We start from the raw sequence: 18,719 nt of genomic DNA on the forward strand, positions 1-18,719 counted from the left end.
GGGGCAAGCGAAAAGGCCGGTCAAGCAGGCTCGCCAGTGCCGAGCCGATCTGCTAGCGCAGCACCATGCGGATTGCACTCCCCACGGCCCGGCCGGCCCATGCCGGCGGCTTCGCGCCCGCCTTTATCGGCACGGTGGCGCTGTTCGTCGCCGTGCTGGCGATCGTCACTGTCTGGCGCGATCCCTACTGGATCTTCCGCGACAATCCGCCGTGGACGCGGAACGGGGCCGGTGCGAGCCGGCTGCTCGACGTCGAGATGCGGCTGGTCAAGCCGCTGCAGATCGCGCGGCTGAAGCCAGAGACACTGCTGATCGGCTCTTCGGTGGTCTATCGCGGTTTCGATCCGCGCGATGTCGCGGCGAGTGCGGGCCGCGTCTACAACGCCGGCTTCTCTTCGCTGATGGCCAACGAACTGCCGACGCTGGCCGCGCTCGCGGTCGATATCGGTAGCGTGAAGCGTGTCGTCATCGAACTCGACTACTTCATGTTCACGGCTCTGCCGCCACCGCCCGCCATCAAGTCGCAGCTGGCGAAGGCGTCGGGCCGGATCGAGGCGGCAGTAGCAACGATCCTCAATCCCGAGGCCCCGAACCATCTGATCGGGGGCCAGCTCAAGCGGACCGAGCCTGGCCTCTGGCATGGCGATGGCTACAAGGCGACGCCCGATTTCGATGCGGAGCTGACACGACTGGTCACGCGGGAGCAGAAGATCGCCGCCATGGTCTATCGACCCGGAGATCTCGCCCATCTCGACCGCGCGCTCGATCTGTTGCGCGGACGTGCTGTCATCCTGGTCCTTTCTCCAATGAGCGGTGCGCAGAGGGAGCTTGTCCGGGCGGGCGGACGTGCAGAAGAACTCGCAACCTGGCAGCGCGACATTGCCGCGCTGGCGATGCGCCGCGGCGTGCGGTTCCATGATCTCGTCTCCGATCATCCCTTCGACGATTTCGATCCGGAGCGGGGATCGTCGCCCCACTGGATCGATACGATGCACTTCAAGCCGGTGCTCGGCCGCTGGGTGCTGTCGCGGATCGGTCTTGCCGGCGTCGACGCAGGCGCCGCAGCCACATCCGGCTGAGGGCCGCCATCCGCGGCAGCCCGATGCGCTGGCGGCCGAGGCCGATCAGGGCATTGCCCATCTCGCGCCGCTCGCCCCAGACATAGGTCCCGGCATCGACGCCGTCGCCGGCACCGCTGTCGAAGAACTCGGGTGGCGTACCGCCGAAGTCGGCGCGCAGCATCGCGACGGTCAGCGTGCGGCCAGGCGAATGGCGCGCTTGCGTCTCGTCATAGGCGATCTTGAGGAAGTGCCGCCGCCCGGCGCTCTCGATCAGAAGCCCCATCGCCAGTACCTGCCCATCGAGCAGGAGGGTGTCGATCTGCAATCCATCCTCGGCGGCGAACAGAGCCGCGAGGCGACGGAAATAGGCGGTGTCCTCGGGGATGCAGGCAATAGCCGTGCCAGCCTGGCCCTTCCAGCCGGCGGCCTCAAGCGTCAGGAATGAGTCGAGCGCGTCGATCGCGGCTTGGCCGCGGCTGCGGCGGAAGGTCAAGGCGCCGCTCTTGATGACGGCGCGGAATTGTTGCATCCGCTTCTTGTAAGCGGAGCCGAGCGCGCGGCGCAGATAGCGCTCGGGATCGTCGCCCGGGCGCGGAATCATCACCGGCCGCGACCAGCGTTCCGCGATCGCGATCGTGCTGCCGGTACTGCGACAGGCTTCGACCAGCGCCGCGTAGCCTGGGCCGTCCAGAGGCAGCAGCGGCAAGGCGAGCGTGTGTGGCAGGTCGCTCGAGGCCAGCACATAGCGCAGCAGCGCACGCGAAGCCTCGACGGCATGGTCGCGGTCGACCACCGGCAGCGAGGAGACCTCGTAGAGCGGGAGGACCGGCGCGAGCAGGACGGGGGCGAATCCACTGCGCCAGCCACGTTCGTGCCGCAGCGCCCAAACCCCGACCAGCTGCTCGAAATCAAGCGCCTCGCTGTACCAGGCGCAGAGCACGACGATGTCGCTCGCCTCCACCAGATCGGTGGCGGCGGTGACGGCAGCCGGCGCCATATGCGGATTGGGCTCGAGCGCATGCCGGGCGAGCTCCGCAAAGACCGGCCCCAGCGCCTCATAGGCGGCCGGGCCGATGCGCCTGACGACGATGCCGCTCACGTCCTGAGGCCGTCCCGGTTGCGGCGGCCGAGCTCGCCGCGCAGCGACAACACGAAGGCGATGACCTGTGCCGTGGCGCGGTAGAGCTCTTCCGGGATCTCGTCGTCGAGCTCGACGGCCGAAAGCGCCTGCGCCAGCACGGCATTCTGCTCGACCGTGACATTGTGCTCGCGGCCGGTCTCGACGATGCGCTCGGCCAGCTCGCCGCGGCCCTTGGCGGTGACGCGAGGTGCGCCTTGCCCGTCATATTCGAGCGCGACGGCGATGCGGGGCGGCTTCGGCGCGCTCATGACAGGCGGTCCAGGAACTGGCCGGCGGTCGGCTGCGCCACGCGGGGCTGGCCGGTATGGATGTCGACGGCTCCCGTGGCGAAATCGGCATCGTGCAGCGCGGTTTCGAGGCCGGGCGCGGCGCCGCGCAGCAGCTTGCTGGTCTCCTCGCGCTCCGCCCAGAGCGTGACGCCAACCTCGCGACCCTGCAGGGTCACGACGCCCTGCAGCGGCCCCATCGGCTCGACATCGAGCGCGAAGCGGATGCGCCAGAGCGGCGGGGAAACGCCTTGCGCCTCGCGCCGGGGCGGATCCTTCTCGACCTGGAGCGGCAGGATTGCGGTGCCGTGCTGGAAGGCGAGCGGGATCTCCGCCAGCCAGCGCTGTGGCTGAGGCTGAGCGGGATCCGGGCGCGTAGCGTCGAGCGGTAGCGAGGCGTATTGCGACAGCTTGATCCGGTCGAGCGCGGCATCGGTCTGGGCGAGCAGCGTGGTGGCGATGGCAAGCGGCTTCTCGCCCGGATGCAGCGTCGGCTCCGAGACCGGTTGCTGGGGAAGCGGGCCGTCACGCCGCGGTGGAGCGACGGAGCCGGCGCCGTCCGACGCCGGCTCGGGCAGAGCCGGAGAGCGGTCCGCTCTGGCTGTTGGCGGCTGAGGCGACAGGCTGTCGATGATCGGCAGGAGGGCTTCGCGCAGGGCCAGCAAACCCGCCTTGAGATCGCTGTGTGGTGTTGGGTTCTGGCCGGCGGCGGCGCGCGCTTCCATGAACAGTCCCGAGCCCTGCAGCGCATCCTGCAGCCGCGGGCCGGTCATGATCTGGCGCTCGGCCGGGAACGCTTGCTGCAGCACCCGGTCGACGGCGCCGAGCAGCGGCCTCGGCAGGGTGAGGGCGACAGTGCCATCGGCGAGGCCGCGCAGATTGGCGAAAAGCGGAGCGAGGCCGCCTTGCCGCATCAGTGCAGCGCCCAGCGTCGGACCGATGGCGGCGCGCGGCGAGATCGGCGGCGGGACGGTTGTCTGGCCGGCTTCGGCCGGTGCCGCCGGCCGGGTCGGTGTCGGTCCGCTGGAGGGTTTTGAAACGGCCCCCGCGTGTTCGAGCGGACTCTGGCCCGGTGCCGGCGAGGCCGTGAACGGGGAGGTGCGGCCGCCGGGGGCGATTTCCGTAGCAGACCGGGCGACAGGCTCGAGCAGGGGGCCGGCCACTGGGGGGGAGGACGGCTTGGCCTGCGCGGGCGGCTGACCGGCTGGCAGTGCGTTCGGAAGCGGTGTCGAGGTGGCGCTACCGCCCGGGGCCGGGAGGGGAGAGGCAGGCCCGCCGGAAGATGGCAGCGTCGAAGCGGGTGCCTCCGTCGCGGCGGGAAGCTGCGTCGGCGCCAACGAGCCCGCCGGTGGCGGGTTGCCTGTTGACGGACGGATGTCGACGAGGGTCGCGCGCAGGTCGCCGCCCGGCTGCTCCGGGGCTTCGAGGTGCAGGACCAGCGTGGCGCCGGGTTGCAGCGCCGCCTGCTTCGCCTGCGGACCGGCGAGCACGAGCGTGATCCTGGCATCGCCGATCGCGGCGGTGGCGAAGCCGTCCGCATCCAGCGAGAGCAGGCGCGCCTGCACCGTCTTGCCGGCCGTCAGCTCGTTGCCGGCGTCGAGCGCCTGCAGCAGTCTGGCAAAGTTCTGGCTCTGTATGAGCTGGGCGAGGTTCATCGGGCGACCATGAATCGGTGCCCTAAGCTCTCAGGAAAGATTAAGGATTTTGTTGCTGCCCGGAGCTTGCAAGGCCGTCGCGCGTCGGCCGCGCTGGCGCGGTGGGATCCGCTGACGCAAGCTTGTGGCCTCTTTCCCAAGGATGATTGCCATGGACTATCGCCGCCTCGGCCGTTCCGGCCTCCGCGTCTCCCCGCTTTGCCTCGGCACGATGATGTTCGGCGGGGCCACGGACGAGGCGCAGTCGCGCCGGATCATCGATCACGCCCATGATGCCGGCATCAATTTCATCGATACCGCCGACGTCTACAACGAAGGCCGTTCGGAGGAGGTCACCGGGCGCGCGATCGCGGCGCATCGGCAGGATTGGGTGCTGGCGACGAAGGTCGCCAATCCGATGGGCACCGGCCCAAATCGCAGCGGGCTCTCGCGCCGGTGGGTGATGCAGGCCTGCGAGGACAGCCTGCGCCGGCTCGGCACGGAGGTCGTCGACATCTACTACCTGCACAAAGAAGACCACCAGACGCCGCTGGAGGAGACCGTGAACGCCATCGCCGACCTCGTTCGGCAGGGCAAGATCCGGCATTTCGGCGTCTCGAACCACCGCTCCTGGCGCGTGGCCGAGATCTGCCGGCTCTGCGACGAGATCGGCATCGACCGGCCGGTCGTCAGCCAGCCTTACTACAACGCGATGAACCGCATGCCCGAAGTCGAACATCTGCCGGCCTGCGGTTATTTCGGGCTCGGCGTCGCCTCCTATTCGCCGCTGGCGCGCGGCGTGCTGACGGCGAAATACGCGCCTGGCCAGGCACCGGCCGAGGGCACGCGCGCCGGGCGCGGTGACAAGCGAATGATGCAGGCCGAATGGCGCGAGGAGAGCCTCGTCATTGCGCAGACGATCAAGGAACATGCCGCGAAGCGCGGGTTGACGCCGATCCAGTTCGCGGTGCGCTGGGTGCTGAACAATGGCTTGGTCACGGCGGCCATCGCCGGGCCGCGTACCTTCGAGCAGTGGCAGGCCTATCTCTCGGCGCTCGATGCCGATTTCACGAAGGAGGACGAGGCGCTGGTGGATTCGCTCGTGCCGGCCGGCCATCCTTCGACGCCGGGCTACAGTGACCCCGCCTATCCGCTGGAGGGGCGCGTCAGCCGGGTCTGACGCCGCTCAGTTCATCATGCAGAAGCCGCCGACGACGACCTGCGTGCGGCACCAGGGCTGCTGGTTTTCGTCATTCGTGCTCAGGCGCAGCAGCACCGGCTTGTCGGGATCGGCGCTGGATGGCGGGAAGGGCACGCGCTCGGGCTTGTCGTCGGCGCTGACCGCCTGAGAACGGCTCGCCGCGGCTGCGCCCGGGATGACGACGAGGCCGCGGCTGGTCTTGACCGCGGGAGCGCTGCTGCGCCCGCCAAGGCGGAAGCGTGCGGCTTCCGCCTGCAGAGGCAGGAGCGCGGCTGCGGCGAGGAGGCAGGCGAGGGCGGCGGTGCGGCGCATCGGGTGGATCTCCGGGAGCCGCCATGATGCCGCGTCTTGCCGCTACGGCAAGGAAAGCCGGGGATCAGCCTGAGCGAGGCGTTAACGAAAAGGGTCAGGCGGCAGCGTCGCGCGGCAGGACAAGGGAATCCCAGGCCGCCATTGCCGCATGTGCGATCGCCTCGAGCACGGCCCGCGAAGCGCCGTCGCGGGCCTGGATCGACATGCCCTGCTGGACAGTGACGTAGTAGCTCGCCACCGAGCGCGGGTCGAGCGAGGCGGGCAGCTCACCCTCCGCCATCGCGCGTTGCAGGCGTTCCTCGATCATCGCGACGCTGCCCGCCCGCATCTCACGGAGGATGCGGCCGGTCCCCTCGCCAACGCCGACGGCGTTCACGGCCGACATCACGACCATGCAGCCTGGCGGCCGGCCCGGGCGCGTGAAGGTCGCGGCGCTGGCCATCAGATAGCCTTCGATTGCGGCGCGCGCCGTGGCGGCTTCAAGCAGGGGAGCGAGGATGGCGTCGCTCTCGGTTGCCGCGAAGTGAGCGATGGCCTCCCGGTAGAGCTCCTCCTTGCTGCCGAAAGCGGCGTAGAGGCTGGGCGAATTGATTCCCATCGCCTCGGTGAGATCAGTCATCGAGGCGGCCTGGTAGCCGCGCTCCCAGAACACCTCCATCGCCCGCTCCAGCGCCGCCTGCCGGTCGAAACGGCGCGGACGGCCACGTTCCGCCATCTCCGCGATCTCCACGAAATTTTTGTACCGATCGATATATATTTCTCTTGACGACGCAGGGCAAGCGCGTCACCTATTTATGTATCGTTCAATACATAAATGGAGTTCCCCATGTCCCGCCTTGCCGGAAAGCGCGCGCTCGTCACTGGAGCCAGCCGCGGAATCGGCGCCGCCATCGCCCGGCGGCTCGCCGCCGAAGGAGCCGATGTCGCCATCACCTATGAGCGTTCCGCCGAGAAGGCGGCCGGAGTCGTCAAGGCCATCGAGGCGCTCGGCCGGAAGGGCGTCGCCATCGCGGCCGACAGCGCCGATCCGGAGGCCGTGAAGCGCTCGGTCGACGAGGCGGCGCGGGCGCTCGGCGGGCTCGACATCCTCGTCAACAATGCCGGCATCTTCCGTGGCGGGGCGGTGGCGGACTGGAGCCTCGCCGATATCGACGCGACCATCGCGGTCAACATCCGCGCCGTCGTGTTGGCCTCGCAGGCGGCCGCGGCCCATCTCGGACAGGGCGGGCGGATCATCTCGATCGGCTCCTGCCTGGCCGACCGGGTGGTCGAGCCGAATATCGCGCTCTATGCGATGAGCAAGGCGGCGCTGATCGGCTTCACCAAGGGGCTGGCGCGCGATCTCGGCCCGCGCGGCATCACCGTCAACATCGTCCATCCCGGCTCGACCGATACCGACATGAATCCGGCGAACGGTCCCGGCGCCGAAGCACAGCTCGCGCGCATGGCGATCCCTGCCTATGGCAAGCCGGAGGACATCGCCGCGGCGGTCGCCTATCTCGCCAGCGATGAGGCCCGCTTCGTCACGGGCACGGGCCTCGCCGTTGATGGCGGCGTCAACACCTGACGATGGGCCGCCGGTCAGTGGCCGGGCAGGACGATCACGGTGGGCTTGGCAGGCAGCGCCGCCTTGCTCAGTGTGATCGAAGGCTCGCCGTGGCGCTCCACCGGCCAGAGGTCCCGCGTGCGGGAGAGGAAGCGCTCCAGCGTGCCGCCGCCGAAGAAGTGCATCGGGATCATCACGCGGGCCTGAAGCGACTTCAGCACCTCCAGCATGCCTTCCTGGTCGAGGGTATAGCTGCCGTCGACCGGGAAGAGCACGATGTCGACCCGGCCAAGCGCGCGCAGATGGCCGGGCTCCAGCGGGTGATGAAGATGGCCGAGATGGGCGATGCAGAGATCGCCGATCTCGAAGACGAAGATCGAGTTGCCGTCGTAGTCGGTGCCGCCGTCATAGGTGCGGATATTGGTCGGCACGTTGCGTATGCGCACGTCGCCCAGCGTGAGGTCGTGATGGGCGGCGCCCTTGCCCTCCGGGTCCCAGCCGCGCAGCACCTGCTTGATCGCCGGGTCGGGGCGGTTGGAGTAATGCGTCGAATGCGCCTTGTTCATCGTGGCGATGTCGGGCGTCACCGGCGGGCGGACATAGTCGTTGTAGTCGGTCGCGATCTTCACGCCGCCGGGCGTCTCGATCAAGAAGGTGGCGTGGCCGATGAAGGTGAGCCGGACTTCGTCCTTCGCCAGTTGGACCCGCTGGATCGGCAGGCGATAGCTTGCCATTTCGGGCCGGCAGGCGGGCTCGCTTGACTGGGCGAAGGCGGGGAGGGCGCCGATCGCGGCAAAGGAGACGAGCAGACACAGGAAGCGCAAGGCTATCCGCAGCAAGCTCATCGGCAGGCTCCATGCGATTTCGGCGGTGATGACGAGTTTCGGGCAAAAGCCGGACCCGGGAAAGACCGCGTGAGGCGCGCTACCGGTTTCGTGAAGCGGAGGGCGCTGGGCCGAGGCCGAGCGACGGGCGTCCCGGTTGCGGCAGCGGGCGCGGCTCGCTACATAGCGGCCAGATTTCCCGACATCCCCGTGTCGCAGCCCCGAAAGCGGAGCCCGCTCGCCTCATGTCCCGTCAGTTCATCTACCATATGCGCGGCCTGTCCAAGACCTATCCGGGCGGCAAGCAGGTCCTGAACAACATCCACCTCTCCTTCTATCCGGACGCCAAGATCGGCGTGCTCGGCGTCAACGGCGCCGGCAAGTCGACCCTGCTCAAGATCATGGCCGGCATGGACAAGGAATGGACCGGCGAGGCCTGGGTCGCGGAGGGGGCGCGTGTCGGCTACCTGCCGCAGGAGCCGAAGCTCGATGAGAGCCTGACCGTGCGCGAGAACGTCATGCTCGGCGTCGCGCCGCAGAAGGCGATCCTCGACCGCTACAACGAGCTCGCCATGAACTATTCGGACGAGACCGCCGACGAGATGACCAATCTCCAGGACGAGATCGAGGCCAAGGGGCTGTGGGATCTCGATTCCAAGGTCGACCAGGCGATGGACGCGCTGCGCTGCCCGCCCGACGACTGGGCCGTCGACAAGCTCTCGGGCGGCGAGCGTCGCCGCGTCGCCATGTGCAAGCTCCTGCTGGAGCAGCCCGAGCTGCTGCTGCTCGACGAGCCGACCAACCATCTCGACGCCGAGACCACCGCCTGGCTGGAAGGGCACCTGCGGACCTATCCGGGCGCGATCCTGATCGTCACCCACGACCGCTACTTCCTCGACAATGTCACGAGCTGGATCCTCGAGCTCGATCGCGGCCAGGGCATCCCCTACGAGGGCAACTACTCGTCCTGGCTGGTGCAGAAGCAGAAGCGGCTGGAGCAGGAGGGCCGCGAGGACGCCTCCCGCCAGAAGACGCTCGCCCGCGAGCAGGAATGGGTCAATGCATCGCCCAAGGCGCGCCAGGCCAAGAACAAGGCCCGTATCCAGCGCTATGATGAGCTCGTCCAGAAGGCCTCGCAGAAGGGGCCGGACACCGCGCAGATCATCATCCCGATCGCCGAGCGGCTGGGTAACAACGTCATCGACTTCGAGGGGCTGTCCAAGGGCTTCCAGGACAAGCTCTTGATCGACGACCTCTCCTTCAAGCTGCCGCCGGGCGGCATCGTCGGCGTGATCGGCCCCAACGGCGCCGGCAAGACGACGCTGTTCCGCATGATCACCGGGCAGGAGCAGCCCGATGCCGGCAAGATCACGGTCGGCGAGAGCGTCCAGCTCGGCTATGTCGACCAGAGCCGCGACTCGCTCGACGACAAGAAGAACGTCTGGGAGGAGATCTCGGGCGGCAATGACGTGCTCTATCTCGGCAAGCGCGAGATCAACTCGCGCGCCTATTGCTCGGCCTTCAACTTCAAGGGCGGCGACCAGCAGAAGAAGGTCGGCATGCTCTCGGGCGGTGAGCGCAATCGCGTCCACCTCGCCAAGATGCTGAAGAGCGGCGCCAACGTCCTGCTGCTCGACGAGCCGACCAACGACCTCGACGTCGACACGCTGCGGGCGCTGGAAGAGGCGCTGGAGGATTATGCCGGCTGCGCCGTCATCATCAGCCACGATCGCTGGTTCCTCGACCGCATCGCGACCCATATCCTCGCCTTCGAAGGCGACAGCCATGTCGAGTGGTTCGAGGGCAACTTCGAGGAGTACGAGGAGGACAAGAAGCGCCGCCTCGGCATCGACTCCACGATCCCGAAGCGCATCCAGTACAAGAAGTTCTCGCGCTGAGCCGTTGATTTCAGATTCGAAATGAGCCCCGCGGCGTTCTGCGTCGCGGGGCTTTTTTCTTGGATCGGATGGGTGATGGCCGGCCAGGATGTGCCCGGAGACGATTACGCCTCGGAGCGGCTCTTGCCTTCGCGATCGCGCTCGTAGCGCTTCTTGACTGGAAATGGCGGAAGCCAGGATTCGCGGCGGATGGTCCAGAGCTCGTAGGTCGGCACGAACTGGTCCGGAGCGTCCAGCGAACCCAGATTCACTTCGATCTCGTCTCCGGTGCGCGAGAAGACGGAGGAGCCGCAACTGGGGCAGAAATGCCGTCCGGCATAGTCGCGCGTCTCGCCTTCGATCGTTACCGCGGTCTCGGGGAAGATCGCGGAAGCGTGGAACAGGGCGCCGTGGTGCTTGCGGCAGTCCAGGCAGTGACAGAGACCGACCCGGTAGGGCCGACCCGACGCCGTGATCCGGACCTTGCCGCACAAGCAGCCGCCAGTGAAACGATCCATGACGTGCTTTCGTGAAATCGAGGCGAGATGCTTACAGACAGGCTTGTCCGTCGTCCATGACCGAGAGGCTCCGGGCTTTCCGCCGGCCGTCGGCGCGGCATTCGACCGGAGCGGATCGGCGCGGCAGTTCAGGTGCGGCTAGCCTGCCGCATCACACGGTCAACCTGATCCGATTCAGGTCTGTTGACGTAAGGAGATTCTTGGCATTGTGATGGTGCGTAAGGACAGTTCGCACGGACAGCTCGGACCCCGTTCGAACAGGAGATTTCAACTCCGCGCCTTTCGCGATAGGGAGCTGACATGACCCCTACGATCAATCCCGCCGCCCCCCACGATCTGCCCTCTTTCATTACCGCGCCGGGAGGGACGGATTACCTGCTCATCTTCTCGGCCTTGTTCCTCGTCGCAGCCGTGCTGGCCGTCGGTCTTCTCTTCCTGCGCCTGCACACCTTGCCCGAGCGCATGGCGCACCGGGCCCACAAGCTCCAGTTCGAGATCGTCGCGGTGCTCGGGCTGCTCGCTCTCTTCACCCATATCCACCTCTTCTGGGTCGCCGGGCTCCTGCTCGCCCTGGTCGATCTCCCGGATTTTTCCGGCATGTTCGGCCGAATGGCGGCGGCTCAGGAAAAGCTCGCCGGGATTGCCCCCAGCGAGGATGCGGAGATCGTCGCGCCAGTGGAGGTCGCGGTGGTGGAGCCCGGCATAGCCCCGGAAGCGCCGCGCGGAGAGACCCATCAGGCTGCGGGCACCGAGGACAAGAACCATGCTTGAGCTCCTCGTCTGCTCCCTGCTGACCATTCTTCCTGATTACCTGTATCGCCGCTTCGTCCAGGGGAAGCGGTTCGGCCGCGAGATCACGTTCTTCTCCGTCTGGTTCGAATTGCGCTGGGGCATCGTGACCTGCGCGATGCTGACGGTCGGCCTGATCACCGTGATCTTCTACAACCACCCGTCCACGACCAACGCGACTGTCTTCTTCCGGACCGTTCCGATCGTGCCGGAGGTCAATGGCCGCGTTGCCGAGGTCCATGTCGGCGTCAGCCAGTCGGTTGCCAAGGGGGACCTTCTTTTCACCCTGGACAACACGACCCAGAAAGCCGCCGTCGAAACGGCACGCCGCAAGATCGCCGAGGCGGACGCCGCGATCATCGTCGCAAAGGCGGACATCATTACCGACGAGGGCAAGATCCAGGAGGCGAAGAGCGCCCTGCAGCAGGCGCAGGATGAACTGGACACCAAGACCGAGCTGAGGCGGCGCAATGACGCCGTCGTCGCGGCACGCGAGATCGAGAGGCTCGAGAATATCGTCGCGGGTAGGGAAGCCGCTCTTCTGGCCGTCACCGCTGCCAAGGACACCGCCCAGGCGAAAATTGTCTCGCTGCTTCCCGCCGAACGCGCCAGCGCGGAAGCTGCGCTGACACAGGCCGAAGCCGAGCTACGCAAGACCGAGGTGCGCGCCGGTTTCGCCGGCCGTGTGGAGCAGTTCACCTTGCGGGTCGGCGATATCGTCAATCCGTTCGTACGGGCCGCCGGTGTCATCATCCCCGAAGAAGCGGGCCGGGGGAGGCTGCAGGCGGGCTTCAGCCAGATCGAGGCGCAGGTGCTGAAGGTCGGCATGGTGGCTGAGGTGACTTGCATCTCGAAGCCATGGGTCATCATTCCGATGGTGGTGACGGGCGTGCAGGACTTCATTGCCGCCGGTCAGCTCAGGAGCGGCGAGCAGCTGGTCGACGCGCGGCAGGTGATGCAGCCCGGAACGATCCTGACATTCCTTGAGCCGCTTTATCAGGGTGGGCTCGACGGGGTAACGCCCGGCAGCAGCTGCGTCGCCAACGCCTACAGCAGCAATCACGACGAGATTGTCGCGAAGGACACCGGAACGATGCGGCGGATCGCCTTGCACGCTGTCGACGCCGTCGGCCTGGTTCATGCCATGCTCCTGCGGATCCAGGCGCTGGTGCTGCCGGTGAGGACGCTCGTGTTCAGCGGGCATTGAGAGTTCACGGCCTTCGCTATCGGCAAGGGCGGTTCGGGACCCGGCGGGCTTGTCTGGCCGGGTCCGGACTGGCCGGCGCTTCCGTCCGGCCGCGAGCCGCCCTCCGCGAATGCCGGGCATGAGCAGCAAGCGCGCCGCCTTTGCCTCGCTTTAAGGCAGACTAAACCGGTAGCTCCTACGAGGGGAGCCGCGGCCTGGGCATGCAGTCCCGGCCCAAGTCACTATGGCTCGATCCGGTCCATTTTACCGATCAGCATCTTGCCGATGTCATGCGAAGGTCAGTTATGGGTAGTCAGTATATCCAGGATATGGTGCAGAATCTGAAGGAAGGGCGCGTATCGCGGCGCTCTTTTATTCAGAAATTGGCGGCGCTGGGCATCACCGCGCCGATCGCGAGCCAGATCCTGGCCTGGAACGACGTTGCGATGGCTAACGCCACGCTCGAATACAAGCCGACCAAGGCTGGCGGCGGTGGCCCGCTGAAGATGCTGCTGTGGCAGGCGCCGACCTTGCTCAATCCGCATTTTGCCTCGGGCACCAAGGACCAGATCGCCTCGCGCATCTTCTACGAGCCGCTCGCCGGCTGGGACAAGGAAGGCAACCTCGTCCCGCAGCTCGCTGCCGAGGTCCCCAGCAAGGCCAATGGCGGCCTGTCCGAGGATGGCAAGACTGTCACCTGGAAGCTGAAGCAGGGCGTGAAGTGGCATGACGGCAAGGCGTTCACGGCCGACGACGTCGTCTTCACCTGGGAATATGCCGCCGACCCCGCGACGGCCGCCTATACCACCGGCGCCTATGCCAACATCAAGGTCGAGAAGGTCGACGATTTCACCGTCAAGGTGATCTTCAAGGAGCCGACCCCGTTCTGGGCCGATCCCTTTGTCGGCGTCGCCGGCATGATCATCCCGAAGCATCATTTCGGCGAGTACAAGGGCGCGAAGTCGCGCGAGGCTCCGGCCAACCTCAAGCCCGTCGGGACCGGCCCGTACAAGTTCGTCGAGTTCAAGCCGGGCGACATCATCCGCACCGAGCGCAACACCGAGTATCACGTCGCCAACCAGCCGTTCTTCGACACCTTCGAGGTCAAGGGTGGCGGTGACGCGGTCTCGGCGGCGCGCGCCGTGCTGCAGACCGGCGAATACGACTACGCCTGGGACTCGCTGGTCGAAGAGGATGTGCTCAAGCGCATGGAAACCGGCGGACGCGGCAAGGTCAGCGTCGCGGTGGCCGGCGACATCGAGTTCATCACGCTCAACACCACGGATCCGTGGACCGAGGTCGATGGCGAGCGCTCAAGCAAGAAGACCAAGCATCCGACGCTGTCGGACCCGGCCGTGCGCCAGGCGATCAACCTGCTGATCGACCGCGACTCGATCCAGAAGTTCATCTATGGCCGCGCCGGCATCCCGACCGCGAGCTTCGTCAACCAGCCGAAGCAGTTCAAGTCGGAGAAGCTGAAATACGAGTTCAGCATCGCCAAGGCGAACCAGATCCTGGATGAGGCGGGCTGGAAGAAGGGCTCCGACGGCATCCGGGAGAAGGACGGCAAGAAGCTCAAATACGTCTTCCAGACCTCGATCAATGCGCCACGCCAGAAGGTGCAGGCGATCATCAAGCAGGCCTGCCAGAAGGCGGGTATCGAGCTCGAACTGAAGTCGGTGACGGCCTCGGTGTTCTTCTCGTCGGACGTCGCCAACCCCGACACCTACACCAAGCTCTATACCGACATCGAGATGTACACGACGACGCAGCCGCAGCCCGATCCGGAGCGCTTCCTCAACCAGTTCACCTCCTGGGAAGTCGCCAGCAAGGAGAACAAGTGGCTGGGCCGCAACGTTTCGCGCTACACCGATCCGGAAGCCGACAAGGCCTATCGGGAGGCTCAGAAGGAGCTCGACCCGGCCAAGCGGGCCGCGCTGCTGATCAAGGTCAACGAGATCTTCTGCGAGGCCAACGTCATCCTGCCGATCCTGTCGCGCACGAAGGTCGTCTCCGCGGCGCAGAACCTCGCGCACGACCATTCGGGCTGGGACGTCGATACCTGGAACCTGGCTGCCTGGTATCGCACCTGATCCAAAAGCGAACCCCTCGCCGGGCGAGATCCGGCGAGGGGCTCATACTACCTGGATCGCCATGCCTCCGCCGGAGGCATGGCGATCTGCTTTTCAGGGTTTGGCGGGAGCGATCAGCTCGCCAGCCGCTTGATCGCGCCCTCGCGGCCACCGACGAGAATGTTCTCGTCGACTTGCCTGATGTCACGCAGGCCACAGAGCGCCATGGTGACGTCCATCTCCTTGCGGATGATGTCGAGCGCGGCGGTGACGCCCTGCTCGCCCATGGCGCCGAGCCCGTAGAGGAAGGCGCGGCCGATGAAGGTGCCCTTGGCGCCGAGCGCGATCGCCTTGAGGACGTCCTGGCCCGAGCGGATGCCGCCGTCGAACAGCACCTCGATGCGGTTGCCGACCTGCTCGACGATGCCGGGCAGAGCTTCGATCGAGGACAGCGCCCCGTCGAGCTGACGACCGCCATGGTTGGAGACGATCAAGGCATCGGCGCCGCTTTTCGCCGCCATTTCAGCGTCTTCCGGATCGAGGATGCCCTTCAGGATCAGCTTGCCGCCCCACTGGTCCTTGATCCACTTGATGTCGTCCCAGTTGAGCTGCGGATCGAACTGGCTGGAGGTCCAGTTCGAGAGCGACGACATGTCGGCGACGCCGGTGACATGGCCGACGATGTTGCCGAACTGCCGGCGCGGCGTGTCCAGCATCTTCAGGCACCAGCGCGGCTTGAAGGCAAGATTGATCAGGTTGGCGATGGTCGGCTTCGGCGGCGCGGAGAGGCCGTTGCGGATGTCCTTGTGGCGCTGGCCGAGGATCTGCAGGTCGAGCGTCAGCACCAGGGCCGAGCAGCCGGCCGCCTTGGCGCGCTGGATCAGCCGCGAGATGAAGTCGCGATCCTTCATCACATAGAGCTGGAACCAGAACGGCGCCTGGGTGTGGTTCGCCACGTCCTCGATCGAGCAGATGCTCATGGTCGAGAGGGTGAAGGGCACGCCGGCCTTGGCGGCGGCACGGGCGGCGAGGATCTCGCCATCGGCGTGCTGCATGCCGGTGAGGCCGGTGGGGGCGAGCGCGACCGGCATCGAGACCGGCTGGCCAACCATCTCCGATGCCAGCGTGCGGTTGGTCATGTCGACGGCGACACGCTGGCGCAGCTTGATCTTGGCGAAGTCGGTCTCGTTCGAGCGGTAGGTGCCCTCGGTCCAGGCGCCGGAGTCGGCGTAGTCGTAGAACATGCGCGGCACGCGGCGCTTCGCCATTAGGCGCAGGTCTTCGATGGTCAGGGGCTGGGCCATGGGCTTCGCGGCTCCGCATTCCTCTCGGCATTGCCGTTACGGAAACCGGTTTCCGCTTGTCGCGCAATGCTCTGGACAGTCGAGACCTGCTCGGTTGCACAGATGGTCCCGGCAGGCAACAGGGCGGGCCGGATGGCGGCTGCGCGTGGCGCTGCGGGGGAGCACTTCCCTGACGCTGGGTGATCTTGGCGAAGACTTAAAACGTCGACGATTTGTCAGCTCAAGCTTTGGTCTCGACAAGGTCCGATTTTCGGACAATTCTTCCGTTGCCGGCTTGCGGATTGTGGTCTGCGGGCCTGCGGGCGCGGCTTCGAGGGTGTGGCTATGTCGACCGGAACCGTTAAATGGTTCAATACTGAGAAAGGATACGGCTTCATTCAACCGGCGGATGGCGGCAAGGATGTGTTCGTGCACATCACTGCCGTAAAGGAAGCTGGGCTGATGACGCTGACGGAAGGGCAGAAAGTCTCGTTCGAGCTCAAGACGGAACGCGGCAAGACTGCTGCAGGGGACCTCAAGGTTCTCTGACCCGGCCGATCTCGTAGGGTCCTGCGAAGCGCCGTCCCCAGGCCGGGGCGGTGGGCTCGTGGGCTTGTAGCGTCAGGTAGAGGACGGCCTTCGGTGCGACCGGGGTTTGCCCTCCGCTTCTGGATTTGCCGGTAGGTGATGGCGTCCCGGGGAAGACCGAAAGTGGCGCCCCTTCAGCGCGCTGCCGTTCAGGGGCTGGGCCCTGCGGCGGATGTTTTCCATTGTCTGAATGCCGACCGTTGGAGCCTTGCTTGCCTTCTTCGTGGTTGCGCGAGGCGGGACGAGCGCTGGTTCCGTGCCAATGCCTCGCCGGGATGGTCAAGGCTCGGTTGTGTCGGGTTATCCGCACCGAAAGCCCCGTCCAGGCCGAAGCCACGGGATAAGTTGGAGTGGGAACCGGCTTCTTCCTTCGCTGCCGAGGCAGGAGAGCAGGTCCCCTGTCCTGTTTTCCGCACGATAATTCGCTTGCACGAACGACGCTTCCGATATAAAGATATCTTTATATCTTTTTTCCTGCGGTGGGGAGTGCGAGCGCGTGCGGCAGCCGACGACATTGTCCTCCGATGTGCTTCTGGCGAGCCTGCGGGCGGCCGGCGAGGAGACGCGGCTGCGCATCCTGGCGTTGCTCTCCGAGGGCGAGCTGTCCGTCTCCGACCTCACCGACATTCTCGGCCAGTCGCAACCGCGGATCTCGCGCCATCTCAAGCTCCTGGCCGAGGCGGGACTCGTCCGACGCTCGCGCGAGGGCGCCTGGGCCTTCTTCCGGCTCGACGAGACCGGGCCTGGCGGAGCATTCGCCGCTTCGCTCGCCGCCTGGCTCGACCTGAGTGATCCGGTGCTCGCCGCCGATCGTGAAAGGCTCGCTGCCGTCCGGGCAAGCCGTGCCGAGGCCGCGCAGAATTATTTCGCCAGCGTCGCGCGCGACTGGGACCGCCTGCGCACGCTGCATGTGCCCGACCATGCCGTCGAGGCGGCGGTCGAGGCTGCGGTGGGCGAGGGCACGCCCGGCGCGATGCTGGATCTCGGCACCGGCACGGGCCGAATGCTGGAGCGGATCGCTCCGAAATTCGGTCGCGCTGTCGGCGTCGATGCCAACCATGCGATGCTGGCAGTGGCACGCGCCAATCTGGAGCAGGCCGGGCTGTCGCGCGTCGAACTCCGGCAGGGCGACATCTATGCGCTGCCCTTCGCGCGCGGCTCCTTCGACCTCGTCGTCGTCCACCAGGTGCTGCACTTCCTCGACGACCCGGGCCGGGCCGTGCGCGAGGCGGCCGCGATGCTGGCGCCCGGCGGACGGCTGATCGTCGTCGATTTTGCGCCGCACGAGATGGAATTCCTCCGGACCGAGCATGCGCATCGCCGGCTCGGCTTCTCGCGGCAGCAGATCGCCGGCTGGTTCGCCGAGGCCGGGCTCGCCTGCGACCTGTCGCAGGAGGTGACGCTCGCCGATGGCGGCTCCGGCCAGTTGCCGGTGATGCTCTGGCGCGGCCGTGACCGGCGCGTCCAGGCCGACCCACCGGCCCGCAAGATCAATCTCGAGGTTGCGTGATGAATGCCTTCCGCCCCAGCCGCCACGGCTCGCGCCGTCCCCGCGTCTCCTTCGAGTTCTTCCCGCCGAAGACGGAGGAGATGGAGGTGGCGCTGTGGGAGTCCGTGCGCCGGCTCGAGCCGCTTGGCCCCAACTTTGTCTCGGTGACCTATGGCGCCGGCGGTTCGACCCGCGAGCGCACCCACGCCACCGTCAAGCGCATGGTCGAGGAGACCGCGCTGAAGCCGGCCGCGCATCTCACCTGCGTCTCGGCCTCGAAGGCCGAGGTCGACGAGGTCATCCGCTCCTATTGGGAAGCCGGCGTGCGCCACGTCGTGGCCCTGCGCGGCGATCCGGCTGGAGGTCTCGGCACGGCCTATGAACCGCATCCGGACGGGTATCACCAGACCTCGGACCTCGTGGCTGGCTTGAAGCGGATCGGCGATTTCGAGGTGACGGTCTCGGCTTATCCCGAGAAGCACCCGGAAGCCGCCTCGCTCGATGCCGATATCGATGCGCTGAAGAAGAAGGTCGATGCCGGCGCGACGCGGGCGATCACCCAGTTCTTCTTCGATAACGACGTCTATTTCCGCTATCTCGACAAGGTGCGTGCGCGGGGCATCGAGATCCCGATCCTGCCCGGCATCGTCCCCGTGCAGAACTTCAAGCAGACCGCCAACTTCGCCCGCAAGACCGGGGCGAGCGTGCCGCAATGGCTGGCCGATCGTTTCGAGGGGCTGGAGGAAGATGTGGCGACGCGCCGCCTCGTCGCGGCGGCAGTCTGCGCCGAGCAGGTGCTCGATCTGATCGATCGTGGCGCCACCGACCTGCATTTCTACACGATGAACAAGGCCGACCTCGTCTACGCCATCTGCCATCTCGTGGGGTTGAAGCCCGAGAAGCCGGCGGCGCAGGCGGTGGCGGCGGAGTAA

At 66.6% G+C, this 18,719-nt stretch carries 18 protein-coding genes; 10 read left to right on the plus strand and 8 right to left on the minus strand.

The features are described 5' to 3' along the window. Positions 1 to 65: 65 nt before the first annotated feature. Positions 66 to 1,079 (plus strand): hypothetical protein, encoded by a 1,014-nt coding sequence (locus CE453_RS10630; protein WP_089174562.1) that lies wholly within the window; start codon positions 66 to 68, stop codon positions 1,077 to 1,079. Here CE453_RS10630 and CE453_RS10635 read toward each other — a convergent pair. Genes CE453_RS10635 through fliK form a run of 3 tightly spaced genes read right to left on the minus strand, consistent with a single transcriptional unit; the run spans position 997 to position 4,123 of the window. Next, positions 997 to 2,160 carry a GNAT family N-acetyltransferase gene (locus CE453_RS10635; protein WP_089174563.1) on the minus strand — a complete coding sequence of 388 codons (1,164 nt, stop codon included), beginning with the start codon at positions 2,158 to 2,160 and terminating at the stop codon, positions 997 to 999. The two genes, CE453_RS10630 and CE453_RS10635, sit on opposite strands and share 83 nt — an antisense overlap. Then, positions 2,157 to 2,450: an EscU/YscU/HrcU family type III secretion system export apparatus switch protein gene (locus CE453_RS10640; protein WP_089174564.1), complete on the minus strand. Its 294-nt coding sequence runs from the start codon at positions 2,448 to 2,450 to the stop codon at positions 2,157 to 2,159. Before CE453_RS10640 ends, CE453_RS10635 begins: the two co-directional genes overlap by 4 nt. Further along, positions 2,447 to 4,123, minus strand: a complete 1,677-nt coding sequence (fliK, locus tag CE453_RS10645; protein ID WP_089174565.1) for a flagellar hook-length control protein FliK — start codon at positions 4,121 to 4,123, stop codon at positions 2,447 to 2,449. The genes CE453_RS10640 and fliK overlap by 4 nt, the downstream gene beginning before the upstream one ends. Positions 4,124 to 4,274: 151 nt before the next feature. On the opposite strand from fliK, the gene CE453_RS10650 reads away from it, so the two are divergent. Next, the gene (locus CE453_RS10650; RefSeq protein ID WP_089174566.1) at positions 4,275 to 5,282 is read left to right on the plus strand and encodes an aldo/keto reductase; all 1,008 of its coding nucleotides are present in this window, start codon (positions 4,275 to 4,277) and stop codon (positions 5,280 to 5,282) included. A gap of 6 nt (positions 5,283 to 5,288) precedes the next feature. On the opposite strand, the gene CE453_RS10655 is transcribed toward CE453_RS10650, so the two are convergent. Continuing rightward, positions 5,289 to 5,615: a hypothetical protein gene (locus CE453_RS10655; RefSeq protein WP_089174567.1), complete on the minus strand. Its 327-nt coding sequence runs from the start codon at positions 5,613 to 5,615 to the stop codon at positions 5,289 to 5,291. Positions 5,616 to 5,709: 94 nt separating this feature from the next. Further along, the gene (locus tag CE453_RS10660; RefSeq protein WP_089177825.1) at positions 5,710 to 6,330 is read right to left on the minus strand and encodes a TetR/AcrR family transcriptional regulator; all 621 of its coding nucleotides are present in this window, start codon (positions 6,328 to 6,330) and stop codon (positions 5,710 to 5,712) included. A 111-nt stretch (positions 6,331 to 6,441) separates the two neighbouring features. Between CE453_RS10660 and CE453_RS10665 the strand changes: the two genes are divergently transcribed. Beyond that, on the plus strand, positions 6,442 to 7,182 hold the full coding sequence (locus CE453_RS10665; RefSeq protein ID WP_089177826.1) for an SDR family NAD(P)-dependent oxidoreductase: 741 nt from the start codon (positions 6,442 to 6,444) through the stop codon (positions 7,180 to 7,182). Between the two features lie 14 nt (positions 7,183 to 7,196). Here the strand turns inward: CE453_RS10665 and CE453_RS10670 are convergent, their stop codons facing one another. Beyond that, entirely contained in the window at positions 7,197 to 8,006 is an 810-nt protein-coding gene (locus CE453_RS10670; RefSeq protein WP_089174568.1) for an MBL fold metallo-hydrolase, read from the minus strand. A 224-nt stretch (positions 8,007 to 8,230) separates the two neighbouring features. Here CE453_RS10670 and ettA point away from each other — a divergent pair, with 224 nt between their 5' ends. Next, entirely contained in the window at positions 8,231 to 9,883 is a 1,653-nt protein-coding gene (gene ettA / locus CE453_RS10675; protein ID WP_089174569.1) for an energy-dependent translational throttle protein EttA, read from the plus strand. Between the two features lie 104 nt (positions 9,884 to 9,987). On the opposite strand, the gene CE453_RS10680 is transcribed toward ettA, so the two are convergent. Next, positions 9,988 to 10,380 (minus strand): GFA family protein, encoded by a 393-nt coding sequence (locus CE453_RS10680; protein WP_089174570.1) that lies wholly within the window; start codon positions 10,378 to 10,380, stop codon positions 9,988 to 9,990. Positions 10,381 to 10,680: 300 nt separating this feature from the next. Between CE453_RS10680 and CE453_RS10685 the strand changes: the two genes are divergently transcribed. The 3 genes from CE453_RS10685 (at position 10,681) to CE453_RS10695 (ending at position 14,448) form a co-directional block, all read left to right on the plus strand. After that, entirely contained in the window at positions 10,681 to 11,151 is a 471-nt protein-coding gene (locus CE453_RS10685; protein WP_089174571.1) for a hypothetical protein, read from the plus strand. Then, a complete protein-coding gene (locus tag CE453_RS10690; RefSeq protein ID WP_089174572.1) occupies positions 11,144 to 12,376 on the plus strand; it encodes an HlyD family secretion protein in 1,233 nt (410 codons plus the stop codon). Before CE453_RS10685 ends, CE453_RS10690 begins: the two co-directional genes overlap by 8 nt. Positions 12,377 to 12,660: 284 nt before the next feature. Then, complete coding sequence (locus tag CE453_RS10695) at positions 12,661 to 14,448, plus strand: peptide ABC transporter substrate-binding protein (RefSeq protein ID WP_089174573.1); 1,788 nt, start codon at positions 12,661 to 12,663, stop codon at positions 14,446 to 14,448. 113 nt (positions 14,449 to 14,561) lie between these two features. Here CE453_RS10695 and CE453_RS10700 read toward each other — a convergent pair whose 3' ends face one another. After that, entirely contained in the window at positions 14,562 to 15,731 is a 1,170-nt protein-coding gene (locus tag CE453_RS10700) for an alpha-hydroxy acid oxidase (protein WP_089174574.1), read from the minus strand. Between the two features lie 324 nt (positions 15,732 to 16,055). Here CE453_RS10700 and CE453_RS10705 point away from each other — a divergent pair, with 324 nt between their 5' ends. From CE453_RS10705 to metF, 3 genes are all read left to right on the plus strand, one after another. Next, complete coding sequence (locus CE453_RS10705; protein WP_089174575.1) at positions 16,056 to 16,259, plus strand: cold-shock protein; 204 nt, start codon at positions 16,056 to 16,058, stop codon at positions 16,257 to 16,259. 535 nt (positions 16,260 to 16,794) lie between these two features. Then, on the plus strand, positions 16,795 to 17,808 hold the full coding sequence (locus CE453_RS10710) for an ArsR/SmtB family transcription factor (RefSeq protein ID WP_089174576.1): 1,014 nt from the start codon (positions 16,795 to 16,797) through the stop codon (positions 17,806 to 17,808). Next, positions 17,808 to 18,719, plus strand: coding sequence for a methylenetetrahydrofolate reductase [NAD(P)H] (gene metF, locus CE453_RS10715; RefSeq protein WP_089174577.1), 912 nt, complete (start codon positions 17,808 to 17,810; stop codon positions 18,717 to 18,719). Before CE453_RS10710 ends, metF begins: the two co-directional genes overlap by 1 nt.

This window comes from Bosea sp. AS-1, from assembly GCF_002220095.1.
Classification (GTDB): Bacteria; Pseudomonadota; Alphaproteobacteria; order Rhizobiales; family Beijerinckiaceae; genus Allobosea.

Coding starts and splice junctions, on each gene's coding strand:
- CE453_RS10630 (WP_089174562.1), top strand. CDS start 66: ATGCGGATTGCACTCCCCACGGCCCGGCCGGCCCATGCCGGCGGCTTC.
- CE453_RS10640 (WP_089174564.1), bottom strand. CDS start 2,450: ATGAGCGCGCCGAAGCCGCCCCGCATCGCCGTCGCGCTCGAATATGAC.
- fliK (WP_089174565.1), bottom strand. CDS start 4,123: ATGAACCTCGCCCAGCTCATACAGAGCCAGAACTTTGCCAGACTGCTG.
- CE453_RS10650 (WP_089174566.1), top strand. CDS start 4,275: ATGGACTATCGCCGCCTCGGCCGTTCCGGCCTCCGCGTCTCCCCGCTT.
- CE453_RS10655 (WP_089174567.1), bottom strand. CDS start 5,615: ATGCGCCGCACCGCCGCCCTCGCCTGCCTCCTCGCCGCAGCCGCGCTC.
- CE453_RS10660 (WP_089177825.1), bottom strand. CDS start 6,330: ATGGCGGAACGTGGCCGTCCGCGCCGTTTCGACCGGCAGGCGGCGCTG.
- CE453_RS10665 (WP_089177826.1), top strand. CDS start 6,442: ATGTCCCGCCTTGCCGGAAAGCGCGCGCTCGTCACTGGAGCCAGCCGC.
- CE453_RS10670 (WP_089174568.1), bottom strand. CDS start 8,006: ATGAGCTTGCTGCGGATAGCCTTGCGCTTCCTGTGTCTGCTCGTCTCC.
- ettA (WP_089174569.1), top strand. CDS start 8,231: ATGTCCCGTCAGTTCATCTACCATATGCGCGGCCTGTCCAAGACCTAT.
- CE453_RS10680 (WP_089174570.1), bottom strand. CDS start 10,380: ATGGATCGTTTCACTGGCGGCTGCTTGTGCGGCAAGGTCCGGATCACG.
- CE453_RS10685 (WP_089174571.1), top strand. CDS start 10,681: ATGACCCCTACGATCAATCCCGCCGCCCCCCACGATCTGCCCTCTTTC.
- CE453_RS10690 (WP_089174572.1), top strand. CDS start 11,144: ATGCTTGAGCTCCTCGTCTGCTCCCTGCTGACCATTCTTCCTGATTAC.
- CE453_RS10695 (WP_089174573.1), top strand. CDS start 12,661: ATGGGTAGTCAGTATATCCAGGATATGGTGCAGAATCTGAAGGAAGGG.
- CE453_RS10700 (WP_089174574.1), bottom strand. CDS start 15,731: ATGGCCCAGCCCCTGACCATCGAAGACCTGCGCCTAATGGCGAAGCGC.
- CE453_RS10705 (WP_089174575.1), top strand. CDS start 16,056: ATGTCGACCGGAACCGTTAAATGGTTCAATACTGAGAAAGGATACGGC.
- metF (WP_089174577.1), top strand. CDS start 17,808: ATGAATGCCTTCCGCCCCAGCCGCCACGGCTCGCGCCGTCCCCGCGTC.